Raw genomic sequence first — 21,415 nt, 5'->3', positions numbered from 1 at the left:
GTTCTACCGCGATGGCGAAAAACGCTACATCCTGGCCCCCGATGCCCTGAGCGTGGACCGCACCATCAGAAGCGGCCCCGAAGCCACCATTGCGGTGGGGAATGCCCTGCCCTTGCGCTTTATCCCGGTTGGCACGGTGATTCATGCCGTCGAACTCGAGCCCGGCAAGGGGGCCAAAATGGCCCGCAGCGCCGGCACCAGCGTGCAGGTACAGGGCCGTGAAGGCGACTACGTGATCCTGCGCCTGCCCTCGGGCGAGCTGCGCAAGGTACACGGGGAGTGCTTTGCTACCATCGGGGTGGTCTCCAACGGTGACCACAAAAACATCGTGATCGGCAAGGCTGGGCGCAACCGCCACAAAGGTCGCAAGTGCCACGTGCGCGGTACGGTTATGAACCCGGTAGACCACCCGCACGGCGGTGGTGAAGGCCGCGCCCCCCGGGGCCGTCCGCCGGTATCGCCCTGGGGCCAGCAGGCCAAAGGTCTCAAGACCCGGAAGAAGAAGAAGCCCTCGAGCGCGCTCATCGTGTCTCGTCGCAAATAGAGGTGAACTATGCCACGCAGCTTGAAAAAAGGAATTTTCGTGGAAGGCCACCTGCTGGAAAAAGTCGAGGCGATGAACGCCAAAGGCGAAAAGCGGGTGATCAAAACCTGGAGCCGTCGTAGCACCGTTGTGCCCGAGATGATCGGCCATACCCTGGCGGTGTACAACGGCAAGCAGCACGTCCCGGTCTACGTGACCGAGCAGATGGTGGGGCACAAACTCGGGGAGTTTTCCCCGACCCGCACCTACAAAGGCCATAGCCGCGAGGCCAAGACCGCTGTCAAGAAGTGAGGAGGTGAACTATGGAAGCCAAACGTCGTTTGAGAAAGAGTGAACGCAAGGATATTCGCAATGACCTCCGTGATGTTCACCTTCCTGGCTCGGCGGGCTTGCAACGCTATGCCAGGATGTCGTTGCGCCAACAAAGCGAGGCCCTCAAGAGTGAAACAGCCCATACCTATGCCCAGGCCACAGCCCGGCACATCCGTATGTCGCCGCAGAAGGTGCGGCTGGTGGTAGATCTGATCCGGGGGAAAAACCTTGAGGAAGCCCGTGCCATCCTCAAATACACCCCGCATCGCGCCTCAGAGATCGTGGCCAAGGTGCTCGAGTCGGCTGCCGCCAACGGCATGAACGATGACCGCAAAAACATGATCGAAGACCAGATTTTCATCAAGGCAGCTTTTGTGGATGAAGGCCCAGCCATTAAGCGGATGCTGCCCCGTGCCCGTGGGAGCGCCAACATGATCAAAAAGCGTACCAGCCATATCACCATCATCGTGGGGGAGAAAAATGGGTAACAAGATCAATCCCATCGGCTTGCGCCTGGGTATCACCCGCGAGTTTGAGTCGCGCTGGTACGCGGGCAAGAAGGCTTATGCCAAAGTCATCCAGGACGACCGCGTGATCCGCCGCACCATCGAGAAAGAGCTACGTCCTGCGGGTCTGGCCCGTATAGATGTGGAGCGTGCTGCCGACAACATTGCCATCACCGTTTATGCCGCTAAGCCTGGCGTGGTGATTGGGCGCGGTGGCGAAACCATCAAGCGCATACGCGAAACCTTGCAAGGCAAGTTCCCCGGTAAGACCGTGGCCCTGAATGTCCAGGAAGTGGGCAACCCCAACCTGTCTGCACCCTTGGTAGCCCAGCGCGTCGCCGAGCAGATCGAACGCCGCTTCGCGGTGCGCCGCAGCATCAAGCAGGCTGTCCAGCGGGTGCGCGAGTCCGGTGCCCAGGGGGCCAAGATTGTGGTCTCGGGCCGCATTGGCGGGGCCGAACAGGCCCGTGTCGAGTGGGCCGCCGAAGGCCGGGTGCCCCTGCACACCCTGCGGGCCAATATTGACTACGGTACTGCTCGAGCCGAGACCACCTATGGTTCGCTGGGGGTCAAGGCGTACGTGTTCATGGGTGAGGTGATTGGCGGAAAAAAGATTGTGCCGGGTGCGGCACCAGCCGCCCGTCCGGCGGCTCCCAAGCGGGATCGCGAGGACGGCAAGCCCCGCCGCCGCTCGGCGGTGCGCAAGGCCGGTGCTTCGACCAAGGAAGGGGGATAGCCCATGTTGATGCCCAAACGCATGAAATACCGCAAAGCCCACCGTGGCCGGATGCGTGGCACCGCCAAAGGGGGCGATTATGTGGCTTTTGGCGAGTGGGGCCTGGTGGCTATGGAACCCACCTGGGTTACCAGCCAGCAGATCGAAGCCGCCCGTGTGGCGATGGTACGGCATTTTCGCCGGGGGGGTAAGATTTTTATTCGCATCTTCCCGGATAAACCCTTCACCAAGAAGCCTCTGGAGGTCCGGATGGGCAAGGGAAAGGGGAACGTAGAGGGTTATGTGGCCGTGGTGAAGCCGGGCCGGGTGATGTTTGAAGTGTCAGGTGTGACCGAAGACCAGGCTCGTGAAGCCCTTCGTCTGGCCGGACACAAGCTGCCCATGCAAACCAAGGTGGTGAAACGCGATGCCTACGACGAAGCCCAGTGAGCTGCGCAAGCTGCCCGTATCAGAACTGCAAAAGCGCATTCAAGACACCAAAAAAGAGTTGATGGAGTTGCGCTTTCAGTCCAGCATCGGACAGCTCGACAAAAACCACCGGATGGCCCAGGCCCGGCGTGAGATTGCCCGCATGATGACCGTGTTGGGTGAGAAGGCCAAAGGCATTGAAGTGGTGAGCCAGGCCCAGGCCAGGCCTGCCAGTAAAGCCGTAAAGAAGCCTCGAGCCAAGAAAGCCTAGACCGTGTGGAGGGGTGAAAAGGCCAGAGCAGATGTTCAACTCGCTTATGCATACCTTTTCACCTCAGACCTCGGCAGTTAAAGGAGCAAACATGCCTAAAAAAGTTCTGACTGGCGTGGTGGTGAGCGATAAGGCGCAGAAGACCGTCACGGTTCTGGTCGAGCGCCAGATGCAACACCCGCTGTACGGCAAGGTCATCAAGCAGTCCAAAAAGTACCTTGCCCACGACGAGACCGATCAGTACAAGCTGGGCGACATCGTCGAGATTAAGGAAGCAACCCCGATCTCGAAAAACAAGAAATTTGTGGTGGTGGGACGCCTCGAGGAAGGCCGTATGGATCTGGTCGAGCGCTACCAGCTACGCAAGGAGCGTGGTAAGGCGTGATACAGCAAGAAACCGTGCTGGAAGTCGCCGACAATACCGGCGCACGCAAAATCGCCTGTATCCGGGTGATGGGTGGGCACTTCCGTAAATATGCCGGGGTGGGCGATGTGATCGTGGCCTCGGTCAAGGAAGCCATTCCCAGGGGCATGGTCAAGAAGGGCGAGGTGGTCAAGGCGGTAGTTGTGCGCACTTCTAAGGAAATCCGTCGGCAGGATGGCTCTTCGATTCGCTTCGACACCAATGCCGCCGTCATCATCAACCCCCAGAACGAGCCCCGTGGAACCCGCGTGTTCGGCCCGGTGGCCCGTGAACTGCGCGAACGTGGTTTCATGAAGATCGTCTCGCTGGCACCAGAGGTGCTCTAAGGTCTGAAGGGTCGCGGGTTCTTGCCGTAGGCAAGTTGTTTCCGATACACAGGGGGCTTTCCAGGTCTCCAGTCTCGCACCCAGCTTGTTGGGGTAAAGGAGGGCAGCAGCCGTGCTTCGACCCCGAACAAGCCTCGAGCAAAGGATGCTTTTTAGGACGATTTCTGCTACACTTGCCATTTGGCAGCTGGATGCTTCTGCCCGTCCTGAAGCAAAATCGGAGGAATAATGTCCAAAGTACACGTCAAGCAAGGGGACACGGTGGTGGTTCTTTCCGGTAAGGAAGGACTGCGCGGTGAGACCGGCAAAGTCAAGGCCGTCATGCCCAGGGAGGGTATGGTGGTGGTCGAGGGGCTAAACATGATCAAGCGTGCGGTGCGCCCCAACCCCCGCAACCCTCAGGGGGGCTATATTGAGAGCGAAGCACCGATCCATGCTTCTAAAGTCATGCCGATCTGCCCGAGCTGCCAAAAGCCGACCCGCATCCGCAAGAAGGTGCTGCCCGACGGTACCAAGGCCCGCGTCTGTGCCAAGTGTGATGGCGTGCTGGATGCCAAATAAGGGGGTTGTGAATGCCTTTAGAAGTTTCTCTAAAGAAACGCTACGCCGAAGAAATCCGTCCCGAACTGGTGAAGCGCTTTAACTATGACAACATCATGGCGGCCCCCCGTCTGGTCAAAATTGTGGTCAATCAGGGGCTCGGTGAGGCCAAGGAAGACAGCCGGATTCTGGAAAAGGCCGGAAAAGAGCTGGCCTTCATCACCGGCCAACAACCCGCCATCACCAAGGCCAAAAAGTCCATCTCCAACTTCAAGCTGCGCCAGGGAATGCCCATCGGTCTACGGGTGACGTTGCGCGGTGACCGGATGTGGATTTTCGCCGAGAAGCTTCTGAACATCGCCCTGCCCCGCATCCGCGATTTTCGTGGGGTTAACCCCGGCGCCTTTGATGGTCGTGGCAACTACAACCTGGGCCTGCGCGAGCAGGCTATCTTCCCCGAAATCACCTTCGATATGGTGGATACGGTGCGCGGGATGGATATTGCGGTAGTCACCACGGCCAAGACCGATGAGGAAGCCAAGGCGCTGTTGGAACTGCTCGGGTTCCCGTTTCGCAAGTAGATGTTTATAGCCGATAGCCAGTCGCTCTTTGCCTTTAGCTATCAGCAGAAACTTTAGAAAGGAGGTGAAACACACATGGCTAAAAAATCCCAGATCGAAAAGATGAAACGCAAACAAAAAACCATCGCCAAGTATGCCGCCAGGAGGGCTGCCCTCAAAGCCGCGGGTGACTACGCCGCCCTGGCCGAACTGCCCCGCGATGCCAGCCCCACCCGCCACAAGAGCCGTTGTGCAGTGACGGGTCGTTCCAAGGCTTTCCTGCGCTACTTTGGCATCTCGCGTCTTCAGTTCCGCGAAATGGCCCATAAGGGTCAGCTACCCGGTGTCAAGAAAGCCAGTTGGTAACGATTGCTTTGATGGTCGGTGAATTTTCCCCGATACCGCAAGGCCAATCCTCGAGCGCGTTCTGCGGATGTTCTGAACTGGCAGGCTGGCTGTTTTGGCCAGGACCGGGTTCCGCAAACCTCCAAACCAGGCAGACTTGCTTGAAAAGAAGGAGATTCTGCAATGCTTAGTGATCCAATTGCCGATATGCTGACCCGGATTCGCAACGGAATCCAGGTTCACAAGGAGAGCGTGGATGTGCCTGCTTCCAAGTTCAAGCAGCAGATCGCCAGCATCCTTGTCAAGGAAGGTTTTCTTAAGGGGTTGGATCAGGTCGAAGTGGAGGGCAAACCCTTCCTTCGCCTGACCCTCAAATACGGCCCCCGCCGTGAACAGGTGATCCAGCACATCCAGCGGGTTAGCCGCCCGGGTCGCCGGGTCTATGTGACCGCCGAGAATGTACACAACGTGCGTCGTGGCCTGGGCCTGGCGATTGTCTCGACCTCTAAAGGTCTATTGCCCGACCGCGAGGCCCGCAAGCTGGGCGTGGGCGGCGAAGTGATTTGCGAGGTGTGGTAATGAGCCGCATCGGAAAACAAGCCATCGCTTTGCCCAGGGGTGTGACGGTGGATGTTTCTACCGGGCTGGTCAAGGTCAAGGGCTCCAAGGGTGAGCTGACCGTACCGGTTCATACCGACCTTGCGGTAAAGAACGAAAATGGCTCTATCACCGTGAGCCGCCCCTCCGACAGCCGCTCCCACCGGAGTCTGCACGGTCTCACCCGTACCCTGATTGCCAATGCCATTCAGGGGGTCTCGGCAGGCTATGTGAAGGAGATGCTGATCAGCGGTACGGGTTACCGCGCGGCCATGCAGGGCAAGAACCTCGAGCTGACCGTGGGCCACAGCCACAAAGACATCGTGACCCCGCCGGCGGGCATTACCTTCGAAGTGCCCGAACCCACCAAAATCCGGGTGGTAGGCATTGATAAGCAGTTGGTCGGACAGGTTGCCGCCAATGTTCGGGCGGTTCGTCCCCCCGATGCCTACCACGCCAAGGGTATTCGCTACGCCGATGAGGTCATCAAGACCAAGCCCGGCAAGACTGCGGGTAAATAGACGGATCCTGCCACCTGTCTGCTGGGCGGGTGCGGGTGTCATAGGAAGGAGAATCTGTGGCTCGTTTGTCCACTGAAGACCGCCGCAAGTTCCGGGTTCGCAACGCCGTAAAATCTTCAGGTCGTCTGCGCCTGAGCGTTCACCGTAGCTTGCTGCACATCTACGCACAAATCATTGACGACAGCAAGGGGCAGACCCTGGCGGCTGTCTCGAGCAAATCCCTCAAACTTTCGGGCAACAAGACCGAGGTGGCCAAGAAAGTGGGGGCTGCCATCGCCGAGGCAGCCAGGGCCAAGGGTATCGCCCAGGTGGTCTTTGACCGGGGCTCGTTCAAGTACCATGGGCGCGTGAAGGCCCTGGCCGATGGTGCCCGTGAAGGGGGATTGGAGTTTTAGCTAATAGCCGATAGCCCATAGCCCATAGCTAAACAGCTAATCGCTATTGCTAGCCGCGTTAGCCTCCAAAAGGAGCAACTCATGCCTGAGACCGATTTTGAAGAAAAGATGATCTTTGTGCGCCGTACCTCCAAAACTTACCAGGGGGGTCGCCGCTTCCGCTTTGGGGCCCTGGTAGCCGTCGGAGACCGGCAAGGCCGGGTGGGTCTGGGCCTCGGTAAGGCCAAAGAAGTCCCGATGGCAGTGCAAAAAGCCAACAACTATGCCAAGCGTGAGATGGTAGCGGTGCCCCTGCACAATGGCACCATTCCCCATGAAATCAGCGTGACCTGGGGTTCTTCCACCATCTTGCTGCGCCCTGCCGCGCCGGGCACAGGGGTAATTGCCGGCCAGGTGCCTCGCGCCATCCTCGAGCTGGCCGGCATCACCGACATCCTCACCAAGGAGCTGGGTTCACGCAACTCGGTCAACATCGCCTATGCGACCATGGAAGCCCTGCGCCAACTCCAGACCTGGGACGATGTTAAGCGCCTGCGCAAGGCACCTGTCAGGCCCGAGGAGGTGGCCTGATGGCTACCGTCAAGGTTCGGCTGGTCAAGAGCCCCATCGGCTATCCCAAAGACCAGAAAGCCGCCCTCAAGGTGCTGGGCCTGACCCGGATGAACCGTGTGCGCGAGGTGCAGGATAACCCTGCCATGCGCGGTCAAATTCGCAAGGTTTCCCACCTGGTGGAGGTGGTGGAATAATGAAACTCTCCGATATTCGTCCCAACCAGGGAGCCAACAAGCGCCCCAAGCGTGTGGGTCGTGGCCCTGGCTCGGGCAAGGGTAAAACCGCCGGGCGCGGGCATAAAGGCCAGAAATCCCGTTCGGGCGGCCTCAAAAACTCGGCCCGCTTCGAAGGCGGTCGCTCTACACTGTTGATGCGCTTGCCCAAGCGCGGCATGAAGGGCGACTCCCATGGCGAACTCGAGCGTGTGGAATACCAGGTGGTCAACCTGGGAGCCATCGCCAGACACTTTGCTTCCGGTGAGGTTAGCCCCGAAGCCCTGGTCATGGCCGGCCTGGTGCGCCCCGGATACCCTGTAAAGGTGTTGGCCCAGGGTGATGCTAAGGGCGTGAAGGTGCATGCCCACAAGTTCTCCCAGGCCGCCATAGAAAAACTCAAGGCTGCGGGTGGCGAAGCAGTCGTGATCGAGGGGGCCTAAGATGCGCGCGGCCTTCCGCTCTGCGCTGATCATCCCCGAACTGCGTAAGCGGATTTTGTTTACGCTCCTGGTGCTGGCGCTGTACCGGTTGGGTACTTTCATCCCCACTCCTGGGGTGGACATCAGCAAAATCCGTGAGTTTCTGGGAACCCCTGCGGGGGGCGCACTGGGCCTGGTCAATCTGTTTTCTGGGGGCAACTTCGAACAATTCTCGATCTTTGCCCTGGGCATCATGCCCTACATCACCGCAGCCATCATCATGCAGTTGCTGGTGAACGTCGTCCCGGCGCTGGAGAAGTTGCAAAAGGAGGGTGAGGAAGGCCGCCGGATCATCACTCAGTACACCCGCATCGCGGGTATTGCCCTGGGGGCAGTACAGGGCCTGTTCCTGGCCACGGCCTTCCTCGGCGCCAACGAAGGGGCTTTCCTGTTGCCTGGCTGGGAGCCTGGCTTCTTCTTCTACTTCGTGGTGGTGATCACCCAGGTTGCGGGCATCGCGCTACTCTTGTGGATGGCCGAGCGCATCACCGAGTACGGCATCGGGAATGGCACCAGCATGGTGATTTTTGCGGGTATTGTGGCGGCCTGGCTGCCCCAGTTGGGCCGTGCCTTCGACCTGGTGCGAACCGGCGAGGTCAACCTGATCGCCCTGATTATTTTCCTGGCCTTTGTGGTGGTGGCGTTTGGTGCTATGGCCGCAGTGCAGCAGGCCGAGCGGCGCATCCCGGTGCAGTATGCCCGCAAACAGGTGGGCCGCAAGATGTTTGGCGGACAGGCCACCTATATCCCCATCAAGCTCAACGCAGCGGGGGTTATTCCCATCATCTTCGCTGCGGCTCTGCTCCAGTTGCCTCTCTTCATCACCGGGGTGTTCCCCGAGTCTCCGGTTGCCCAGGCTGTTGCCAACTTTTTCACCCCCGCCCGGTTCCCTGGTCTGCTGATCGAGGTGTTGCTGATTGTAGGCTTTACTTATGTTTACACCGCGGTGCAGTTCGACCCGCGAAAAATCTCTGAGAACCTGCGCGAGTACGGGGGTTTTATCCCCGGAATCCGGCCCGGCGACCCCACGGTTAAGTTTTTGGAGCACATCGTCTCCCGACTGACCCTGTGGGGGGCCATCTTCCTGGGAATTGTGGCAGCCCTCCCGACCATTATGCAGAACGTGACCGGGGTGACTGTCCTGGCCTTCCATTTCTCTGGCATCAGCCTGCTGATTGTGGTAGGGGTGGCACTCGATACCCTGCGGCAAATCGAGGCTCAGTTGCAGATGCGCAACTACGAGGGCTTTTTGTCCAAGGGCCGGTTGCGCGGTAGAACCCGCTAGGAGCATGGCTATGGCAGAGGCGGTTATATTCTTAGGCCCTCCCGGTGCGGGCAAGGGCACCCAGGCCAGGCGCCTGGCCTCCGAGATGGGATTCAAGCAGCTTTCGACGGGTGATATTTTGCGCAGCCACGTGGCTCGAGGTAGTGAACTGGGCAGGCTGGCCAGGCCCATCATGGATGCTGGAAAGCTGGTTCCAGACGAAATAATCCTGGGACTTATTGGCGAGGAGCTGGCAACCATGCCAGACCCCAGGGTCATTTTCGATGGTTTTCCCCGCACCCTGGCCCAGGCCGAAGCCCTGGACAAACTGCTGTCTGAACAAAACATTCGCCTGCTGGGGGTGCTGTTGGTTACAGCCCCCGAGGACGAGCTGGTCAAGCGGTTGCTGGGCCGGGCCCTCCAGGAGGGGCGTTCGGACGACAACGAACAGACCATCCGGGCCCGGATGGTGGAGTACCTGCACAAAACCCAGCCGCTGGTAGACTACTACGCCCGAACCGGTAGCCTCAAAGAGATCAACGGTCTGGGGGCAGTAGACGAGGTGTACGCTGCCATCCAGGAAGCATTAGAGGTGAAGGTTTAGAGCCCTCGAGACTGGACGAGACTCTGCGTTATGGCTATCCACATCAAATCGCCCTGGGAAATCGAGAAGATGACCGAAACCGGTCGGCTTCATACCGAGATTTTTGCTGAGGTGGAGCCACATATTCGGTCTGGGACAACAACCCTCGAGCTCGACCAGATGATCCTGCGGGCGATTCAGAAGGTGGGTGGGAAAGCCCCCCAGATTGGCTACCGGGCAGGCGGGCAGGTGCCCTATCCCAGCGCAACCTGCATGTCCATTGACGATGTGGTGGTGCATGGTTTCCCCTCCAGGCGCCCGTTGCGAGAAGGGGAGTTGCTCAAGATTGATTTTCTCTTCACCCACGATGGCTATACCACCGATATGGCCCGCACCTATGCGGTGGGGAAGGTTTCGTCTTTGGCCCAGAAGCTGCTGCGAGTGACCGAAGAAGCCTTCTGGCTGGGCCTGGAGCTTCTACAGCCCGGCAGGCGCATTGGAGATGTGGCGGCAGCGGTGCAGGATTTTGTGGAAAAACAGAATGGTCTGTGGTGTATCCGCGAGATGGTGGGGCACGGGGTTGGGCGTGAGTTGCACGAAGATCCGCAGGTTCCCAACTACGGTGACCCCGGCAAAGGCCCCAGGCTGCGCCCCGGCATGACCCTGGCCTTCGAGCCCATGGTTGCCCTGTACCCAGCCAAGATGGTAATATTACCGGATGGCTGGACGGCCACGGTTGGCAAGGGCAACCTGGCTGCCCACTACGAAAACACGGTACTGATCACCGAGTCTGGCCCTCGCCTCTTGACGGGGATGCAGAAACCTGTGCCGGTGGGAAGGTAGTGCCGGGAGCGACGCTAGGAGGAAGTGCTTGGCCAAGGAAAAAGACACAATTCGCGCTGAAGGGGTGATTAGTGAGGCCCTTCCCAATACTACATTTCGGGTGCAACTCGACAATGGCCCTGAGATCCTCTGCTACATCTCTGGCAAGATGCGCATGAACTATATCCGCATCCTCCCCGGAGACCGGGTGGTGGTCGAGATTACCCCCTATGATCCCAGCCGGGGAAGGATTGTTTACCGCAGGTAGATGCTGTAAGCCAAGTCTCGAGAGCCAAAGAGAAAACCCTGGATCCCAGACCCTGGACTCGAAAAAGGAGCTAACCATGAAAGTGCGCACTTCAGTAAAGAAAATGTGTGACAAATGCAAGGTCATCAAGCGCCATGGCCGCGTGTACGTGATCTGTGAAGACCCTACCCATAAACAGCGTCAAGGCTGATTGGAATTCAGGAATAAAGGAGGTGAATGAATGGCTCGTATTTCTGGTGTGGAAATCCCCCGCAACAAGCGCGTGGACATCGCCCTGACCTACGTGTTCGGGGTGGGCTCAGCCCGTGCTACCCATGCGCTCAATGCTACGGGTGTCAACCCGGCGACCCGCGTCAAGGACCTGAGCGAGGCCGAGGTAGCCAGGCTGCGCGAGTTTGTAGAGAACAACTTCAAGCTCGAGGGCGAACTGCGTGCGGAGGTCGCCGGCAACATCAAGCGCCTGATGGATATCGGTTGCTACCGGGGATTGCGTCACCGTCGGGGGTTGCCCGTGCGGGGTCAGCGTACCCGTACCAACGCCCGCAGCCGCAAAGGCCCCCGCAAGACCGTTGCTGGTAAGAAAAAGGCACCCCGCAAGTAGAGTTATGGCCTGGGAAGTGGGTCAAATCCTTTTTGCATCTCCCACCCCCTCCTGATAAAGCTGGAACGTAGATGCTGCAAGAGTGCATCGTGTACACGCCAGTTGAGACTCCTGATAGGGCCCCACACCCATTTTGCGTGGGGCAGACGCGAGGAGAGTATGGCTGAGAAAAAAGCTTCAACCAGTCGTAAGAAAAAGGTCAAACGCCAGGTCTCGGCAGGGCGGGCGTTTATTCACGCCTCCTATAACAACACCATCGTCACCATCACCGATACCAACGGGCACCCCGTAACCTGGTCGTCGGGTGGGGTGATTGGATACAAGGGTAGCCGCAAGGGCACGCCCTATGCAGCGCAGCTGGCCGCGATGGATGCGGCCAAGAAGGCTCAGGGCTTTGGTATGAACAGTGTGGAAGTGGTGGTTCGGGGAACTGGTGCGGGCCGCGAGCAAGCCATCCGGGCTTTGCAGGCCAGCGGCCTTCAGGTGCGTTCGATTGTGGACGATACCCCCTTGCCGCACAATGGCTGCCGCCTGCGTAAGAAGTTCCGTAAGACCATCTAAGCCTTTGTTGCTGGGGTGAAACTTTGGTTCCCTGCTTCACCCTGCATACCTTGGGAACCCGGAGGAGTGTCGAGTGTCGAGAGTTAAGTGTCGAGAGCTTGAGGTGGTGGCCCAGACCCTTAACTCCAGACCCTGGACTTTTCTCCGACAGGAGAAGAATTATGGGTCGTTATAGAGGGCCAATCGTAAAAGTGGCGCGTCACCTTGGGGTGAACGTAGCCGAGACCGAAAAAGTTCAAAAGTACCTGGATCGCCGCCCCTATGCACCAGGCCAGCACGGCCAGAAGCGCAGGGGCCGCCCCTCCGACTTTGCGGTGCGCCTGCGCGAGAAGCAAAAACTACGCTTCATCTACGATGTGTCGGAGACTCAATTCCGCAATCTTTTCGAAGAGGCCAGCCGCAAGAAGGGTGTGACCGGTACTGTTTTCCTGCAACTGCTCGAGAGCCGTCTGGACAATGTGGTTTTCCGTATGGGTATTGCCTCTACCCGCCGCCAGGCCCGGCAGTTCGTGCGGCACGGCCACATCCTGGTAAATGGCAGACGGGTGACGATTCCTGGCTATCAGCTACGCCAGGCCGATGAACTCAAGGTATCGGAAAAAGCCAGGAAGATTGATTTTATCGTTCAGAACATTGAACGGTTCAAGAACCGCAAGACCTTCCCCTGGCTCGAGTTTAGCGCCGACACCATGACCGGGCGTTTCCTGCGTGTGCCTGAGCGGGAAATGCTGTCCTTGCCGGTGAACGAACAGCTCGTGATCGAGTTCTACTCCCGATAGTTCATAGCTCTTAGCCAGTAGCCGATCGCAAAACCACCAAGAGCCATCCGCTATCAGCACCTCCGAGGAGGTTCTAGTTTGGAAACTACCAAGACCAAAGCCCCTGTTTTCAACGCCCGCATTAATGGAAACTACGGCGAGTTTGTACTCGAGCCCCTCGAGCGGGGTTTCGGCGTGACCCTGGGCAACCCCCTGCGCCGAATTCTGCTTTCCTCGATTCCGGGTACTGCCGTTACCAGCGTCTACATCGAGGACGTGCTGCACGAGTTCTCCACCATTTCAGGGGTCAAGGAAGATGCCATTCAGCTCATCCTTAACCTCAAAGAACTGGTGGTGCGCCTGGCCAACCCCGGTACAGGCCCCAAAACCCTCACCCTCAGGGCGAGTGGGCCCAAAGTGGTCTATGCCCGCGACCTCGAGTGCCCCCCCGATGCAGAAATCGTCAACCCCGACCAGTATATCGCTACTCTGGAAGATAAGGGCAAGCTGGTGATGGAAGTACGGGTGGATGAAGGAACCGGCTACGTGCCGGCGGAAAAACACGGTATCAAAGACCGAATTTCCTCAATTCCGGTAGACGCTCTCTACTCGCCGGTGCGCCGGGTGGCCTACCAGGTCGAGGATACCCGCCTGGGCCAGCGTACCGACCTGGACAAACTGACCCTGCGGATCTGGACCAATGGCGCGGTTTCGCCGATGGATGTGCTGCAACAATCGGTGACCATCCTGCGCGAACAACTGGGTTTCTTCGACCAGTCGCCGGTGATACGGGTCGAACACAAGCCCACCCCGGTAGCTTCCGCGGTCACTCCCGCATCCACCGCTACAGCAGCCCCCGCAGCCGCTCCTGTTTCCAGGGGGGTGGGACTGACCCTGGACGACCTGGGCCTGACTACCCGCGTCCTGCACAACCTCAAGGAAGAGGGCATCGAGAGTGTGGAAAGCCTCCTGGCCCTCTCGGAGCGCGAACTTAAGAAAGTGCCGGGTATAGGAGACCGCAGCCTCCAGGAAATCAAGGACTGCCTGGCCCAGCACGGGCTTGCGATGAAAGATTGAGGTCTAAGGTACGAGGTCTAAGGTCTATGGTCTTCCGACTTTTGACCTTTGACTTTTAACCCGCGATCTCCCCGAAGGAGAGACCATGCGTCACCAAAAAGCCGGAAGAAAACTCAATCGGAACTCCTCGCATCGCGTGGCCCTGTTCCGCAACCTCGCCAAGAGCTTACTGCTTTCGGAGGAGGGTAAAATCACCACCACCATCCCCAAAGCCAAGGAACTCGCAGGCTATGTGGATAGCCTGATCACTGCCGCCAAAAAAGCCCCCACCCTCACGGTGCCGGATAACGTCCGCTTTGCCAAGCGCAAGGATAAGAGCGGCGCAGAACTGCCTCTCAAAGAAGGCGAGCGCATGGCCACGCCCGATGAACTGGCGGCCTATGCCCGGCGCAACCACCTGCGCCGCCTGGTATTGCGCGACCTGCACGACCCCGAGCTGGTTAAGAAACTGTTTGAAGAAATAGCCCCTAAGTACGTCAACCGTCCGGGCGGCTATACCCGCGTCCTCAAGCTGGCCGAGCGCCGTAGGGGTGACGGAACCCAGATGGCTCTGGTGGAACTCGTCAGCTAGACTCGCACTCGCCACTGCTTCACCCCGCCCGCTGGCGCCAAATGCGGGCGGGCTTTGCTTTCCAGACAAACTTTGCCCACCGCATCCAACCGCTCGCCTCGAGGAGTTGCCAAGAATCACCGGACTCCAGGGCAACCAGAGCCGGTCTCCAGCAAAAAATATACCTAGTACAACTAAACATAAACGCTTGACGGGGGGGATAAATCAGCTACCCTGAAGTCAGGCCAGTATTGGCGGGTTTAGCGCGCAAACCATACAAAGGAGTGCTGGCATGAATAGACTGAAGACCGGATTGTTGATGCTGGTGGTGCTGGTATTTGGCGGGGCGATGGCACAGACCCAGGCTGTGCTGCCCCAGGGCCTCCAGACTCAGATCGTCCAGACTGTGCTTCCACAGGGTGTGGAGTTGGGGGACGAGGAACTGGGGCAGGTTGAGGGCAAAGCGGGGCCAGTCGCGGTCGTTGGGGCTGCGATTGTGGGAGCAGTCGTTGCGATAGTCGTTGATGAAATGGTGGGAAATGAACTCCGGCAGAAAGTCCGTGTTGTGGAAAGTGCCATCCGCAACTGGTTTGGTTGGTAGGCAATAGTCAGCAGAAGTGACACTGGGCTGGATTGCTGGAATATGGTGTCAGCAAACCGCAGTCCAGCCCGAATCTGAAAGGAGGTTTTGTGAGTTTTGTATGGCACATCTTTGCTGTAACCTTGCTAGCGGTTTTTTTCTCCATCGCAAGCATAGTACTTCTTGAAATACTCGAAGTAGTCTTCCGAGTAAATATACCCCAGGTGGCGGTGCCTGCCCTCGGTGCTTCAATGACAGCGGTGGCCTGGGTGGTGATTAGTAACCGTTCAAAGAATAAGCGATCAAATCGGCCAGGGTGAACAGGCGTCAGGTTAGCCCGATGGAGAGGAAATTGCGTTGAGATCAGCTACTGTCCTCTTGTGCATTTTATCTTTCGCCCTAGCCTCCGACCCCATCTCCCACCGCGACCTCCGCTACCAGGAAGTGGTGGGCCAGACCGACTGGTTTACCTGCGGCCCCGCTGCCGCTGCTACTCTACTGCGTTATCACTATGACAAGGATACCAGCGAGGCTCAGATGCTAATGCTTTCCCTTGGCTTCATGCAAAAGCCTGAGGACGAAGCCAGGTTGTCGGGCATTACCGCGCTGGCCCTGCGGCAGGCCATGCAGGCCAAGGGCCTCTTGAGCCGGGGTTTCCGGCTCACACCTGCTCAACTGGTTGACTACTTCCAGCGCGGGGGTCTGCCGGTGCTGCTGCACGTGACCAGACCCGAACCACACTATGTGGTGGCGGTGGGGCTGATAGGCGGCCAGTTGGTGCTGGCCGACCCCAGCTGGGGCAGGCGGATCATGCCGTTAGCGGCCTTTGATCGAGAGAAAGGGTTTAGCGGGGTGGCGCTGGTGCCGACTCCGGGCGAGGCGCTCATTGCCACAGCCAGAACCAACCAGGCTCGAGTGCTGAGCTGGGCACTGGGCAGGTTGAATCAGCTCTCGAGACTTAGAAACCAACTGCCATGAGACTCATTACAACTTTCGTTTTCGTGGTTGTTTCCCTGGCCCTGGCTCAAACCCAGGCCCAGCCCATAGATCTGCTACAACGCCCGGAGGACGATGCGGGCACGCTGCGCTTCAGTATCGGGCTTAAATACGACCCTCGAGGCTTTCATGGCTTCGGTAGCGACCCAGTAAAGGGGCCGTTTGGGCTTACGGTGGTGGGGCACAATATGGTGGTGTCGGCCTCGCTCGAGTATGCCTATACCCCCCAGGTTTCGGCCTCGGTCTTGGTCTCGCCTGGACTTCGGCTCACCCAGACCGAGCGCGCTTTTGTTGACCGGACTGAGCGCGAAGACCTTTGGGAACCAAGGTCCCTGGCAGCCCTGGGGGCTAGCTTCAGGCTTGACCCGGGCGGCACCTTTGACCCGCGAGTCTCGCTGGCCCTCGAGTACCCGTGGTTGCTGCGCCTGTCCGCTGCGGTCAGCCTGTTGCGCGACCCGGTGGTGTTGAGAGCAACAGCCGGATTCTCCGACGCACTGGACAGCGGTTCCTCGAGATTCAGCCTGGGCCTGAGCGCGGGCTTTGTTGCCAATGATCTCATTAGCTTTAGCCTTGGCTCGAGCCTCGACTGGGTTGTGGGGGCTCTCGGGCTGCCCAACGTCAGCCTGAGTCTGCGCACCAGCTACACCCTCGACCCCCAGACCGAGCGGCAACTAGCGGCGCGCACCAGCGTTTCGTTCGCGGGTGGTGAGGGTCAGGTTGGGCTGGGCCTCGAGTGGAGCGGCAGGCTCTGGTAAATCGGCCTGCGTCGAGAAAGGTATCTGCGACCCTCTCGAGGGTAAGGGCAGATACCCATCGAGCGAGTCGCGGGCGTACGGTGTGCCCCCGTGATAGAAATTCCGGTGATGGTTTTACACGGTGTACTGCTGGGGTTGCGTTGGCGCGGCTCTGTGGGCAACTCAAATTCCTAACGTGGAGATACTTACTGGCCTGAGTCGTGAGGCTCGACCATCTCAACCCTTCATGGCGCAAGACACCTCCCACATGGAAAGGGGGCCAGGTTTGGAGGTGTGTGCGTATTACCCGCCAACGGTTGCTAACGGTTGCCGGACCTGATCCCCAGGGCTTCCAGGGCTTTCTCGAGGGGCAGGTCGCGTCCGTGGTTGGCGAGTTGCTCGAGCGAGTTCTCCACCACAATATCCGGCGTGGCCCTGGCCGGGAAGGGGCTACCATCGGCAAAAAAGGCTCGGTTGAACGAGATGCTCAGAGCCCCGCCATTGATCAGGTCTATGGGGCGGGTGGTGGTGTTGCCAATGCCCAGCGTCGCAACCCCCACGATGGGTGCAGCCCTGGCTTTCTGAATTGCCGAGGCCAGATACTCGCCGCCCGAGGCGGTGTTCTGGTCTACCAGCACCACCAGGGGGCCACGCCACCGGGCCATGGTGGGCAGGTTGGCATTCTCACTCTGGCCGTTGCGGGTGACCATAAAGCGCCCTTCCCGAATGCGGAATTCGGTGCGGTCGGTCTGGTGTCGGTCTACCAGGGCCACAAAGGGTTCGTCGAGGAAGGCCGCAGACGAGTAGATCATCTCGTTGAGCAGACCCCCGCTGTTGCCGCGCAATTCCAGAATCATGGCCCGGGCGTTTTTCTGTTGGGCCTCGCGCACCAGTTCGTGCACCCGGCGGCCCACCTGGCCCTGGGCATCGAAATCGGGGATTCTAAGCACCGCCACCCCATCGGGTCTAATTCGGAGGGAGGGGAAGCGGGCCAGGTTGATCTCGCGTCCGGTAAGGGTGACCTCGAGGCGCTGGCGCTCTGGGCCCCGCAGGATGGTCAGCACCACCGGGCGCCCGGTCTGGATGGCCTGTACCAGAAACTGTACGGCCTGGTTGTCATCGGGCTGCTCGCTCAGGGGCCGGTTATTTACCGCGACAATCCTGTCCCCATAAGCCAGCCCGGCTTCGTCGGCAGGTCCGCCCTCGACCACGTCCACCACCAGGCGGTCACGGGAGCCCGGAATAGGCTGGTGGGTAACGCCAATACGAAGGGTGCGGGAAGGGGCATTGCCCTGGCGGCTCTCGCGGTTTCCCCGCAGGGCTTCGGGCGACAGATAGTAGGTGTGGTTGTCGTCCAGCTCGCCAATCATTCGCTGGATGATGGGCACGGCCTGTTCGTATGTGCAGGTGTCTTTCTGGGGCGCGCAGGTGCGCTCGAGTTCTGTTTGGTAGCGGGCCGTGAGTTCCTTGAGGTTGAGGGTGGAAGGGCCGTTGTAGTAGAACTCTATGTAGAAGCTGGCTTGATCGAACAAGTCTTGTGCGGGCGAGGCCAGCGATAGCGAGCCAAGCACCAGGGCCAGGGTTGCAAACAGTCTCCGCATAGCATCCACCTACCGCAGCAGTTCTAAGGCGCGTTCCAGCACCAGGTCACGCCCCGCGATCAGGGCTTCCAGATCGTCCACCACGGGTATGTCCGGGGTGATCTTAAGCGGGAAGGGCGAACCATCCAGGTTGCGCATCCGCAACGACGAGACGGCAATAAACTCTCCATTGATCAAAGGGCCTTCTGCGCTGCCCGACATACCCAGGGCTCCGGCGGTGGGTTCACCCACCACCCTGGCCCGACCCGCTGCCTGCAAAAAGTAGGCCAGCATCTCGGCGGAGTTGATGGTGTAGCGGTTGACCAGCACCACCAGGGGAATGCGGGCCAGATGAGGCTGCTCCAATGCGCTTTGCTCCTCTTTGTCGCCTCCTTCGGGCTGTACAAATAGCTTGCCGCCTTCTACGGTGTGGGTTTCGTCCTGCCCCTGAAAGCGGCGGTCATAGACAAAGCCACCTTTTCCGGTAAAGGCGGTGGCAGCCAGCAGGGCTTCGGAGTCGTAGCCGGTAAGGGAGTCGCGCAGGTCAATCACCATGCCCCGCGCCCCGGCCTGTTCGGCCCGGCGGGCGGCGTCGTGGATGCGTTCGGCAGTGGAGAAGCGATCTGAGCTATAAAGGTGGTAGATCCGCAGGTAGGCCATGTTGTTGGCGACCTCGAGGCGGGGATGCATGGTAGCCTCGGCCACTCTTGGGGTGAGGTTGACGGTGCGGGCATTCCCCTGGCGGCTATAGCTCAGTCCAAAAGCATTTCGGGTGGCTTCGGCAGCGATCAGGCGGGCCTCGGTGGCCGGCTCCCCCCCGATCTGGGTAATCAGATCACCGCGCCGCAACCCAGCCTCGAAAGCGGGTTCGCCGGGGAAGGCCTCGCTCACCACCAGCCCACGGGGGGTTTCGTGCACCCAGACCCCCACTCGAGGGGCGGCTGGCCCCAACCCGGCCCCGTAGCGCTGGTCGTCAATGAGCTGGCTGCGGGTCATCAGCACCGTAAAAGGGTCGCCGATCTCCTGCACGATACGACCGATCACCTGCCGGGCCTTGTCAAAACCACAGGGGCCGCGCTCTGTAGCACAAAGCTGGTCAAGTTGGGGCTGATACTGGCGCCGCAACTCACGGAAGTTGGCCACTCTGGCCGGGCCATGGTAATAAAAACCAATCAAAAAGGTAGCCTGATCGAAGAGATCCTGGGCTGGAGAAGCCAGTGCTGGACTTAGCATCCCAACAACCAGCAAACCGCCGAGCAGTGCTTTTTTCACAGCCATGCTTTAGTGTAAACAAGAAAATGATAAGCGAATGGTAGGTTGACCCCGATTGTCCTGGAAGCGCGGGTTAATTGCGTGCAGGGCAGGGTGTGAAAGGGTATGCAAGAAAACCATCCCTATTTGACCTCGAGAAACCCTTCCTTTAGGGGGTTTTTAGCCCGGCAACCACAGCCCCAGCGGCCTGAACCCATAAGGACGGGTGTCGGTCGGTGCGAAGCCGGTCCTGCAAGCCCGCCACCACCTCGAAGCTGCTGAGGTAGGTACCGGGGTAGTAGTAGCCCAGAATCTGCCGGAAATCCCAGCCCTGTAGGGCCAGACCTCGAGCGCCCCACTGGCTCATGCCCACGCCGTGGCCGTTGCCCTGCCCGAAGACCTGCCAGCCATCAAAGCGCACCCTGGTGGAAGGCAGCCCCAGGCCCCGCAAAAGGCGGGTGGACTGCGGCCCATCAAGCTCGATAGTGCGGCTGCTGCCTACAACCTCGAGCCGGAGCGGACGGCCACTCGCGCTGAGAAGGAGTGGAGCGATGGACTGGATCGAACCGATCTGGATGCCCTGGCTGGCCAGGCTGCGGGCCAGTGCGGCAGGGGAGAGGGTGCGGCTCCAGGAGCCCCCAGGACTCTGGGCAAAAGGATCGGGTCGCGAAACCAGATAGGGCAGACTCCCTCCCCAGACCTCTGCCGCTGCGGCCGTATGGCCGCCAGAGTCGGAGTGGTAGACCGCCGTGATGGGTTGTTGGTTATAGCTCACGATCAGGCTGCGGGTGGCCAAGACCGCACGGGTGTGCCGAGCGGTTTCCACCGAGCGACCCCGATATACCTGGCAGCGTTCGGTGGCGCAGAGGTCGTAAAGGCCCTGAGGGTTCAGGCGATAGAGCGCAAAAGTGCGGGCCAGAATGGCCTGGGCCTGCAAAACCGGATCCGGGAAGGAAGCCGGAACCTCGCTGGGAACCACGCCCAGCAGATAGTCCTCGAGCCAGACCCGGTTGATAAAGAGCACCCGCCCTGCCTGCCACACCGCCAACAGGTTGCCCCGGTAGATCCGCCCACCCAAAGCAAAACCATCGGCGGGTACAAACTCCACCCAGGGCCCCGCGCTCTGGCCGTCCAGCAGTACTTCGCCCGGCCCCGCCGCAACCCGCAGCGTACCGGCGCCAAAATCCTGGCTGCCGAATGCGCTGTTGCGCTGGTGCGGCCCCAGTTGAACGCTGCCCACCGAAGCCTCGGTGAGCAATACCCGCAACAACAAATCCTGCTGGGCCTGGGCTGCCCCCAGCAAAAGGAAAAGAAGCATCCAGACGCGAACCATGCCTGAATCCCAGTATACGTACTGGGCGAGGGCTGCCAAGTTCATCTGGCCTTGAGATAACGGTTGCATGCTGGCCCGACCTCGAGGTTCATGCGTCAACCGGCAGTGAGGCCAGGTCGGCCGGTGGTTGCCCCAGACCCCAGGCAGACCAAAAACCGGTGACCCTTGCCCGGCTCAAGCAGCCCTCTGCAAACCAGGTGGCCTGTTAAGTGCGCCAGGTATAGAAATTTCGGTGATGGTTTCTTATGAGCTGCGTTGCAGGGGTTTGCTTCGGCGCCGTTCCGTTGCGAGCCTCTCAGCGCACTGCAAATTCCTAACCAGGAGATACTTAGCCCAGCCTGAGGGTATGGTTGCCGGTCGCGGGCAGCTCGAGCAACCGTTGCAACACGATCTCACCGTGCTTGAGCAGATACATCAGGAAGGGATAGACCCGTTCCTGGGGAACCGTGGGAACTAGATGGCGTTGCAGGCGGGCAAACTGGGCGCCGGTGGTGTTCTCGTGGCGCAGGGCGTTGTCCAGGATTTTGCGTTCCAGGCGCTCGAGTTCGTACTGCACCCGCACCCGGGCGCGGTGGCGGGGGCGGCTGAGGGTGGGGTCTTTAAGCAAAGCCTGGACTTGCTCAAACTCGGCAGCAATGCGCTTGAGGTGGGTTTGAATGGCCTGCACCCGGGCGTCTTCTTGGGCCAGGGCGGTCTTGAACAAACCCTCGGGGTCGGCCTGGAAGG

Annotated in this window: 34 protein-coding genes; 30 read left to right on the top strand and 4 right to left on the bottom strand. The window is 59.7% G+C overall.

The window, feature by feature from the left end; translation table 11 throughout:
• The 30 genes from rplB to Q0288_RS00325 form a co-directional block, all read left to right on the top strand.
• On the top strand, positions 1 to 544 hold a 544-nt coding region (gene rplB, locus Q0288_RS00470; protein ID WP_299425504.1), incomplete at its 5' end, for a 50S ribosomal protein L2.
• 9 nt (positions 545 to 553) lie between these two features.
• On the top strand, positions 554 to 835 hold the full coding sequence (rpsS, locus tag Q0288_RS00465) for a 30S ribosomal protein S19 (protein WP_299425501.1): 282 nt from the start codon (positions 554 to 556) through the stop codon (positions 833 to 835).
• Positions 836 to 951: 116 nt separating this feature from the next.
• Positions 952 to 1,344 carry a 50S ribosomal protein L22 gene (gene rplV / locus Q0288_RS00460; protein WP_299425510.1) on the top strand — a complete coding sequence of 131 codons (393 nt, stop codon included), beginning with the start codon at positions 952 to 954 and terminating at the stop codon, positions 1,342 to 1,344.
• Entirely contained in the window at positions 1,337 to 2,098 is a 762-nt protein-coding gene (rpsC, locus tag Q0288_RS00455; protein ID WP_299425498.1) for a 30S ribosomal protein S3, read from the top strand. Before rplV ends, rpsC begins: the two co-directional genes overlap by 8 nt.
• A 3-nt stretch (positions 2,099 to 2,101) precedes the next feature.
• Positions 2,102 to 2,527 (top strand): 50S ribosomal protein L16, encoded by a 426-nt coding sequence (gene rplP, locus Q0288_RS00450; protein ID WP_299425496.1) that lies wholly within the window; start codon positions 2,102 to 2,104, stop codon positions 2,525 to 2,527.
• Positions 2,505 to 2,777, top strand: a complete 273-nt coding sequence (gene rpmC / locus Q0288_RS00445) for a 50S ribosomal protein L29 (RefSeq protein ID WP_299425493.1) — start codon at positions 2,505 to 2,507, stop codon at positions 2,775 to 2,777. Before rplP ends, rpmC begins: the two co-directional genes overlap by 23 nt.
• Before the next feature lie 91 nt (positions 2,778 to 2,868).
• Positions 2,869 to 3,162 (top strand): 30S ribosomal protein S17, encoded by a 294-nt coding sequence (gene rpsQ, locus Q0288_RS00440; protein WP_299425490.1) that lies wholly within the window; start codon positions 2,869 to 2,871, stop codon positions 3,160 to 3,162.
• Entirely contained in the window at positions 3,159 to 3,527 is a 369-nt protein-coding gene (rplN, locus tag Q0288_RS00435; protein WP_299425487.1) for a 50S ribosomal protein L14, read from the top strand. Before rpsQ ends, rplN begins: the two co-directional genes overlap by 4 nt.
• Before the next feature lie 225 nt (positions 3,528 to 3,752).
• Complete coding sequence (gene rplX / locus Q0288_RS00430; RefSeq protein ID WP_299425507.1) at positions 3,753 to 4,088, top strand: 50S ribosomal protein L24; 336 nt, start codon at positions 3,753 to 3,755, stop codon at positions 4,086 to 4,088.
• A gap of 11 nt (positions 4,089 to 4,099) precedes the next feature.
• Positions 4,100 to 4,648 (top strand): 50S ribosomal protein L5, encoded by a 549-nt coding sequence (gene rplE / locus Q0288_RS00425; RefSeq protein WP_299425483.1) that lies wholly within the window; start codon positions 4,100 to 4,102, stop codon positions 4,646 to 4,648.
• A 75-nt stretch (positions 4,649 to 4,723) separates the two neighbouring features.
• Positions 4,724 to 4,993: a 30S ribosomal protein S14 gene (gene rpsN, locus Q0288_RS00420; RefSeq protein WP_299425480.1), complete on the top strand. Its 270-nt coding sequence runs from the start codon at positions 4,724 to 4,726 to the stop codon at positions 4,991 to 4,993.
• Between the two features lie 162 nt (positions 4,994 to 5,155).
• A complete protein-coding gene (rpsH, locus tag Q0288_RS00415; RefSeq protein ID WP_299425478.1) occupies positions 5,156 to 5,551 on the top strand; it encodes a 30S ribosomal protein S8 in 396 nt (131 codons plus the stop codon).
• Positions 5,551 to 6,090, top strand: a complete 540-nt coding sequence (gene rplF / locus Q0288_RS00410; protein WP_299425475.1) for a 50S ribosomal protein L6 — start codon at positions 5,551 to 5,553, stop codon at positions 6,088 to 6,090. Before rpsH ends, rplF begins: the two co-directional genes overlap by 1 nt.
• Positions 6,091 to 6,146: 56 nt before the next feature.
• Complete coding sequence (gene rplR, locus Q0288_RS00405; RefSeq protein ID WP_299425471.1) at positions 6,147 to 6,485, top strand: 50S ribosomal protein L18; 339 nt, start codon at positions 6,147 to 6,149, stop codon at positions 6,483 to 6,485.
• An 81-nt stretch (positions 6,486 to 6,566) separates the two neighbouring features.
• Entirely contained in the window at positions 6,567 to 7,055 is a 489-nt protein-coding gene (gene rpsE / locus Q0288_RS00400) for a 30S ribosomal protein S5 (RefSeq protein ID WP_299425468.1), read from the top strand.
• Entirely contained in the window at positions 7,055 to 7,231 is a 177-nt protein-coding gene (gene rpmD / locus Q0288_RS00395) for a 50S ribosomal protein L30 (protein WP_299425465.1), read from the top strand. The genes rpsE and rpmD overlap by 1 nt, the downstream gene beginning before the upstream one ends.
• Positions 7,231 to 7,692, top strand: a complete 462-nt coding sequence (gene rplO, locus Q0288_RS00390) for a 50S ribosomal protein L15 (RefSeq protein ID WP_299425462.1) — start codon at positions 7,231 to 7,233, stop codon at positions 7,690 to 7,692. Before rpmD ends, rplO begins: the two co-directional genes overlap by 1 nt.
• A 1-nt stretch (position 7,693) precedes the next feature.
• Positions 7,694 to 9,016, top strand: coding sequence for a preprotein translocase subunit SecY (secY, locus tag Q0288_RS00385; protein ID WP_299425459.1), 1,323 nt, complete (start codon positions 7,694 to 7,696; stop codon positions 9,014 to 9,016).
• Positions 9,017 to 9,020: 4 nt separating this feature from the next.
• Entirely contained in the window at positions 9,021 to 9,599 is a 579-nt protein-coding gene (locus Q0288_RS00380; RefSeq protein WP_299425457.1) for an adenylate kinase, read from the top strand.
• Positions 9,600 to 9,629: 30 nt separating this feature from the next.
• Positions 9,630 to 10,421: a type I methionyl aminopeptidase gene (gene map / locus Q0288_RS00375; protein WP_299425454.1), complete on the top strand. Its 792-nt coding sequence runs from the start codon at positions 9,630 to 9,632 to the stop codon at positions 10,419 to 10,421.
• A gap of 28 nt (positions 10,422 to 10,449) precedes the next feature.
• Positions 10,450 to 10,668 carry a translation initiation factor IF-1 gene (gene infA, locus Q0288_RS00370; RefSeq protein WP_119357170.1) on the top strand — a complete coding sequence of 73 codons (219 nt, stop codon included), beginning with the start codon at positions 10,450 to 10,452 and terminating at the stop codon, positions 10,666 to 10,668.
• A 76-nt stretch (positions 10,669 to 10,744) separates the two neighbouring features.
• On the top strand, positions 10,745 to 10,858 hold the full coding sequence (gene rpmJ, locus Q0288_RS00365) for a 50S ribosomal protein L36 (RefSeq protein WP_013014843.1): 114 nt from the start codon (positions 10,745 to 10,747) through the stop codon (positions 10,856 to 10,858).
• Between the two features lie 30 nt (positions 10,859 to 10,888).
• The gene (gene rpsM, locus Q0288_RS00360; RefSeq protein ID WP_299425446.1) at positions 10,889 to 11,269 is read left to right on the top strand and encodes a 30S ribosomal protein S13; all 381 of its coding nucleotides are present in this window, start codon (positions 10,889 to 10,891) and stop codon (positions 11,267 to 11,269) included.
• A 159-nt stretch (positions 11,270 to 11,428) separates the two neighbouring features.
• Positions 11,429 to 11,830, top strand: coding sequence for a 30S ribosomal protein S11 (gene rpsK, locus Q0288_RS00355; RefSeq protein ID WP_299425443.1), 402 nt, complete (start codon positions 11,429 to 11,431; stop codon positions 11,828 to 11,830).
• Positions 11,831 to 11,991: 161 nt separating this feature from the next.
• Entirely contained in the window at positions 11,992 to 12,609 is a 618-nt protein-coding gene (gene rpsD / locus Q0288_RS00350) for a 30S ribosomal protein S4 (protein ID WP_299425441.1), read from the top strand.
• A 78-nt stretch (positions 12,610 to 12,687) separates the two neighbouring features.
• Positions 12,688 to 13,665: a DNA-directed RNA polymerase subunit alpha gene (locus tag Q0288_RS00345; protein ID WP_299425438.1), complete on the top strand. Its 978-nt coding sequence runs from the start codon at positions 12,688 to 12,690 to the stop codon at positions 13,663 to 13,665.
• Positions 13,666 to 13,750: 85 nt separating this feature from the next.
• Positions 13,751 to 14,236, top strand: coding sequence for a L17 family ribosomal protein (locus Q0288_RS00340; RefSeq protein WP_299425434.1), 486 nt, complete (start codon positions 13,751 to 13,753; stop codon positions 14,234 to 14,236).
• A gap of 271 nt (positions 14,237 to 14,507) precedes the next feature.
• The gene (locus Q0288_RS00335) at positions 14,508 to 14,816 is read left to right on the top strand and encodes a hypothetical protein (RefSeq protein ID WP_299425431.1); all 309 of its coding nucleotides are present in this window, start codon (positions 14,508 to 14,510) and stop codon (positions 14,814 to 14,816) included.
• Positions 14,817 to 15,173: 357 nt separating this feature from the next.
• Positions 15,174 to 15,773 (top strand): cysteine peptidase family C39 domain-containing protein, encoded by a 600-nt coding sequence (locus Q0288_RS00330; protein WP_299425428.1) that lies wholly within the window; start codon positions 15,174 to 15,176, stop codon positions 15,771 to 15,773.
• A 23-nt stretch (positions 15,774 to 15,796) separates the two neighbouring features.
• Positions 15,797 to 16,546 carry a hypothetical protein gene (locus Q0288_RS00325; RefSeq protein ID WP_299425426.1) on the top strand — a complete coding sequence of 250 codons (750 nt, stop codon included), beginning with the start codon at positions 15,797 to 15,799 and terminating at the stop codon, positions 16,544 to 16,546.
• A 299-nt stretch (positions 16,547 to 16,845) separates the two neighbouring features.
• Here the strand turns inward: Q0288_RS00325 and Q0288_RS00320 are convergent, their stop codons facing one another.
• The 4 genes from Q0288_RS00320 to bshC form a co-directional block, all read right to left on the bottom strand.
• Positions 16,846 to 18,126 (bottom strand): S41 family peptidase, encoded by a 1,281-nt coding sequence (locus Q0288_RS00320; RefSeq protein ID WP_299425423.1) that lies wholly within the window; start codon positions 18,124 to 18,126, stop codon positions 16,846 to 16,848.
• A 9-nt stretch (positions 18,127 to 18,135) separates the two neighbouring features.
• Complete coding sequence (locus Q0288_RS00315) at positions 18,136 to 19,383, bottom strand: S41 family peptidase (protein ID WP_299425420.1); 1,248 nt, start codon at positions 19,381 to 19,383, stop codon at positions 18,136 to 18,138.
• 142 nt (positions 19,384 to 19,525) lie between these two features.
• Positions 19,526 to 20,689 carry a SpoIID/LytB domain-containing protein gene (locus Q0288_RS00310; RefSeq protein WP_299425417.1) on the bottom strand — a complete coding sequence of 388 codons (1,164 nt, stop codon included), beginning with the start codon at positions 20,687 to 20,689 and terminating at the stop codon, positions 19,526 to 19,528.
• Between the two features lie 328 nt (positions 20,690 to 21,017).
• A partial coding sequence (gene bshC / locus Q0288_RS00305; RefSeq protein ID WP_299425414.1) for a bacillithiol biosynthesis BshC occupies positions 21,018 to 21,415 on the bottom strand: 398 nt, incomplete at its 5' end.

Source organism: uncultured Meiothermus sp., from assembly GCF_937863175.1.
Taxonomy (GTDB): domain Bacteria; phylum Deinococcota; class Deinococci; order Deinococcales; family Thermaceae; genus Meiothermus.
This window is presented reverse-complemented; position numbering and strand designations above follow the sequence as displayed.

Bases quoted from the DNA above. Each gene is read 5' to 3' on its own strand.
- rpsS (WP_299425501.1), top strand. From the start codon at position 554: ATGCCACGCAGCTTGAAAAAAGGAATTTTCGTGGAAGGCCACCTGCTG.
- rplV (WP_299425510.1), top strand. From the start codon at position 952: ATGTCGTTGCGCCAACAAAGCGAGGCCCTCAAGAGTGAAACAGCCCAT.
- rpsC (WP_299425498.1), top strand. From the start codon at position 1,337: ATGGGTAACAAGATCAATCCCATCGGCTTGCGCCTGGGTATCACCCGC.
- rplP (WP_299425496.1), top strand. From the start codon at position 2,102: ATGTTGATGCCCAAACGCATGAAATACCGCAAAGCCCACCGTGGCCGG.
- rpmC (WP_299425493.1), top strand. From the start codon at position 2,505: ATGCCTACGACGAAGCCCAGTGAGCTGCGCAAGCTGCCCGTATCAGAA.
- rpsQ (WP_299425490.1), top strand. From the start codon at position 2,869: ATGCCTAAAAAAGTTCTGACTGGCGTGGTGGTGAGCGATAAGGCGCAG.
- rplE (WP_299425483.1), top strand. From the start codon at position 4,100: ATGCCTTTAGAAGTTTCTCTAAAGAAACGCTACGCCGAAGAAATCCGT.
- rpsN (WP_299425480.1), top strand. From the start codon at position 4,724: ATGGCTAAAAAATCCCAGATCGAAAAGATGAAACGCAAACAAAAAACC.
- rpsH (WP_299425478.1), top strand. From the start codon at position 5,156: ATGCTTAGTGATCCAATTGCCGATATGCTGACCCGGATTCGCAACGGA.
- rplF (WP_299425475.1), top strand. From the start codon at position 5,551: ATGAGCCGCATCGGAAAACAAGCCATCGCTTTGCCCAGGGGTGTGACG.
- rpsE (WP_299425468.1), top strand. From the start codon at position 6,567: ATGCCTGAGACCGATTTTGAAGAAAAGATGATCTTTGTGCGCCGTACC.
- rpmD (WP_299425465.1), top strand. From the start codon at position 7,055: ATGGCTACCGTCAAGGTTCGGCTGGTCAAGAGCCCCATCGGCTATCCC.
- rplO (WP_299425462.1), top strand. From the start codon at position 7,231: ATGAAACTCTCCGATATTCGTCCCAACCAGGGAGCCAACAAGCGCCCC.
- secY (WP_299425459.1), top strand. From the start codon at position 7,694: ATGCGCGCGGCCTTCCGCTCTGCGCTGATCATCCCCGAACTGCGTAAG.
- Q0288_RS00380 (WP_299425457.1), top strand. From the start codon at position 9,021: ATGGCTATGGCAGAGGCGGTTATATTCTTAGGCCCTCCCGGTGCGGGC.
- map (WP_299425454.1), top strand. From the start codon at position 9,630: ATGGCTATCCACATCAAATCGCCCTGGGAAATCGAGAAGATGACCGAA.
- rpmJ (WP_013014843.1), top strand. From the start codon at position 10,745: ATGAAAGTGCGCACTTCAGTAAAGAAAATGTGTGACAAATGCAAGGTC.
- rpsM (WP_299425446.1), top strand. From the start codon at position 10,889: ATGGCTCGTATTTCTGGTGTGGAAATCCCCCGCAACAAGCGCGTGGAC.
- rpsK (WP_299425443.1), top strand. From the start codon at position 11,429: ATGGCTGAGAAAAAAGCTTCAACCAGTCGTAAGAAAAAGGTCAAACGC.
- rpsD (WP_299425441.1), top strand. From the start codon at position 11,992: ATGGGTCGTTATAGAGGGCCAATCGTAAAAGTGGCGCGTCACCTTGGG.
- Q0288_RS00340 (WP_299425434.1), top strand. From the start codon at position 13,751: ATGCGTCACCAAAAAGCCGGAAGAAAACTCAATCGGAACTCCTCGCAT.
- Q0288_RS00335 (WP_299425431.1), top strand. From the start codon at position 14,508: ATGAATAGACTGAAGACCGGATTGTTGATGCTGGTGGTGCTGGTATTT.
- Q0288_RS00320 (WP_299425423.1), bottom strand. From the start codon at position 18,126: ATGCGGAGACTGTTTGCAACCCTGGCCCTGGTGCTTGGCTCGCTATCG.
- Q0288_RS00315 (WP_299425420.1), bottom strand. From the start codon at position 19,383: ATGGCTGTGAAAAAAGCACTGCTCGGCGGTTTGCTGGTTGTTGGGATG.
- Q0288_RS00310 (WP_299425417.1), bottom strand. From the start codon at position 20,689: ATGGTTCGCGTCTGGATGCTTCTTTTCCTTTTGCTGGGGGCAGCCCAG.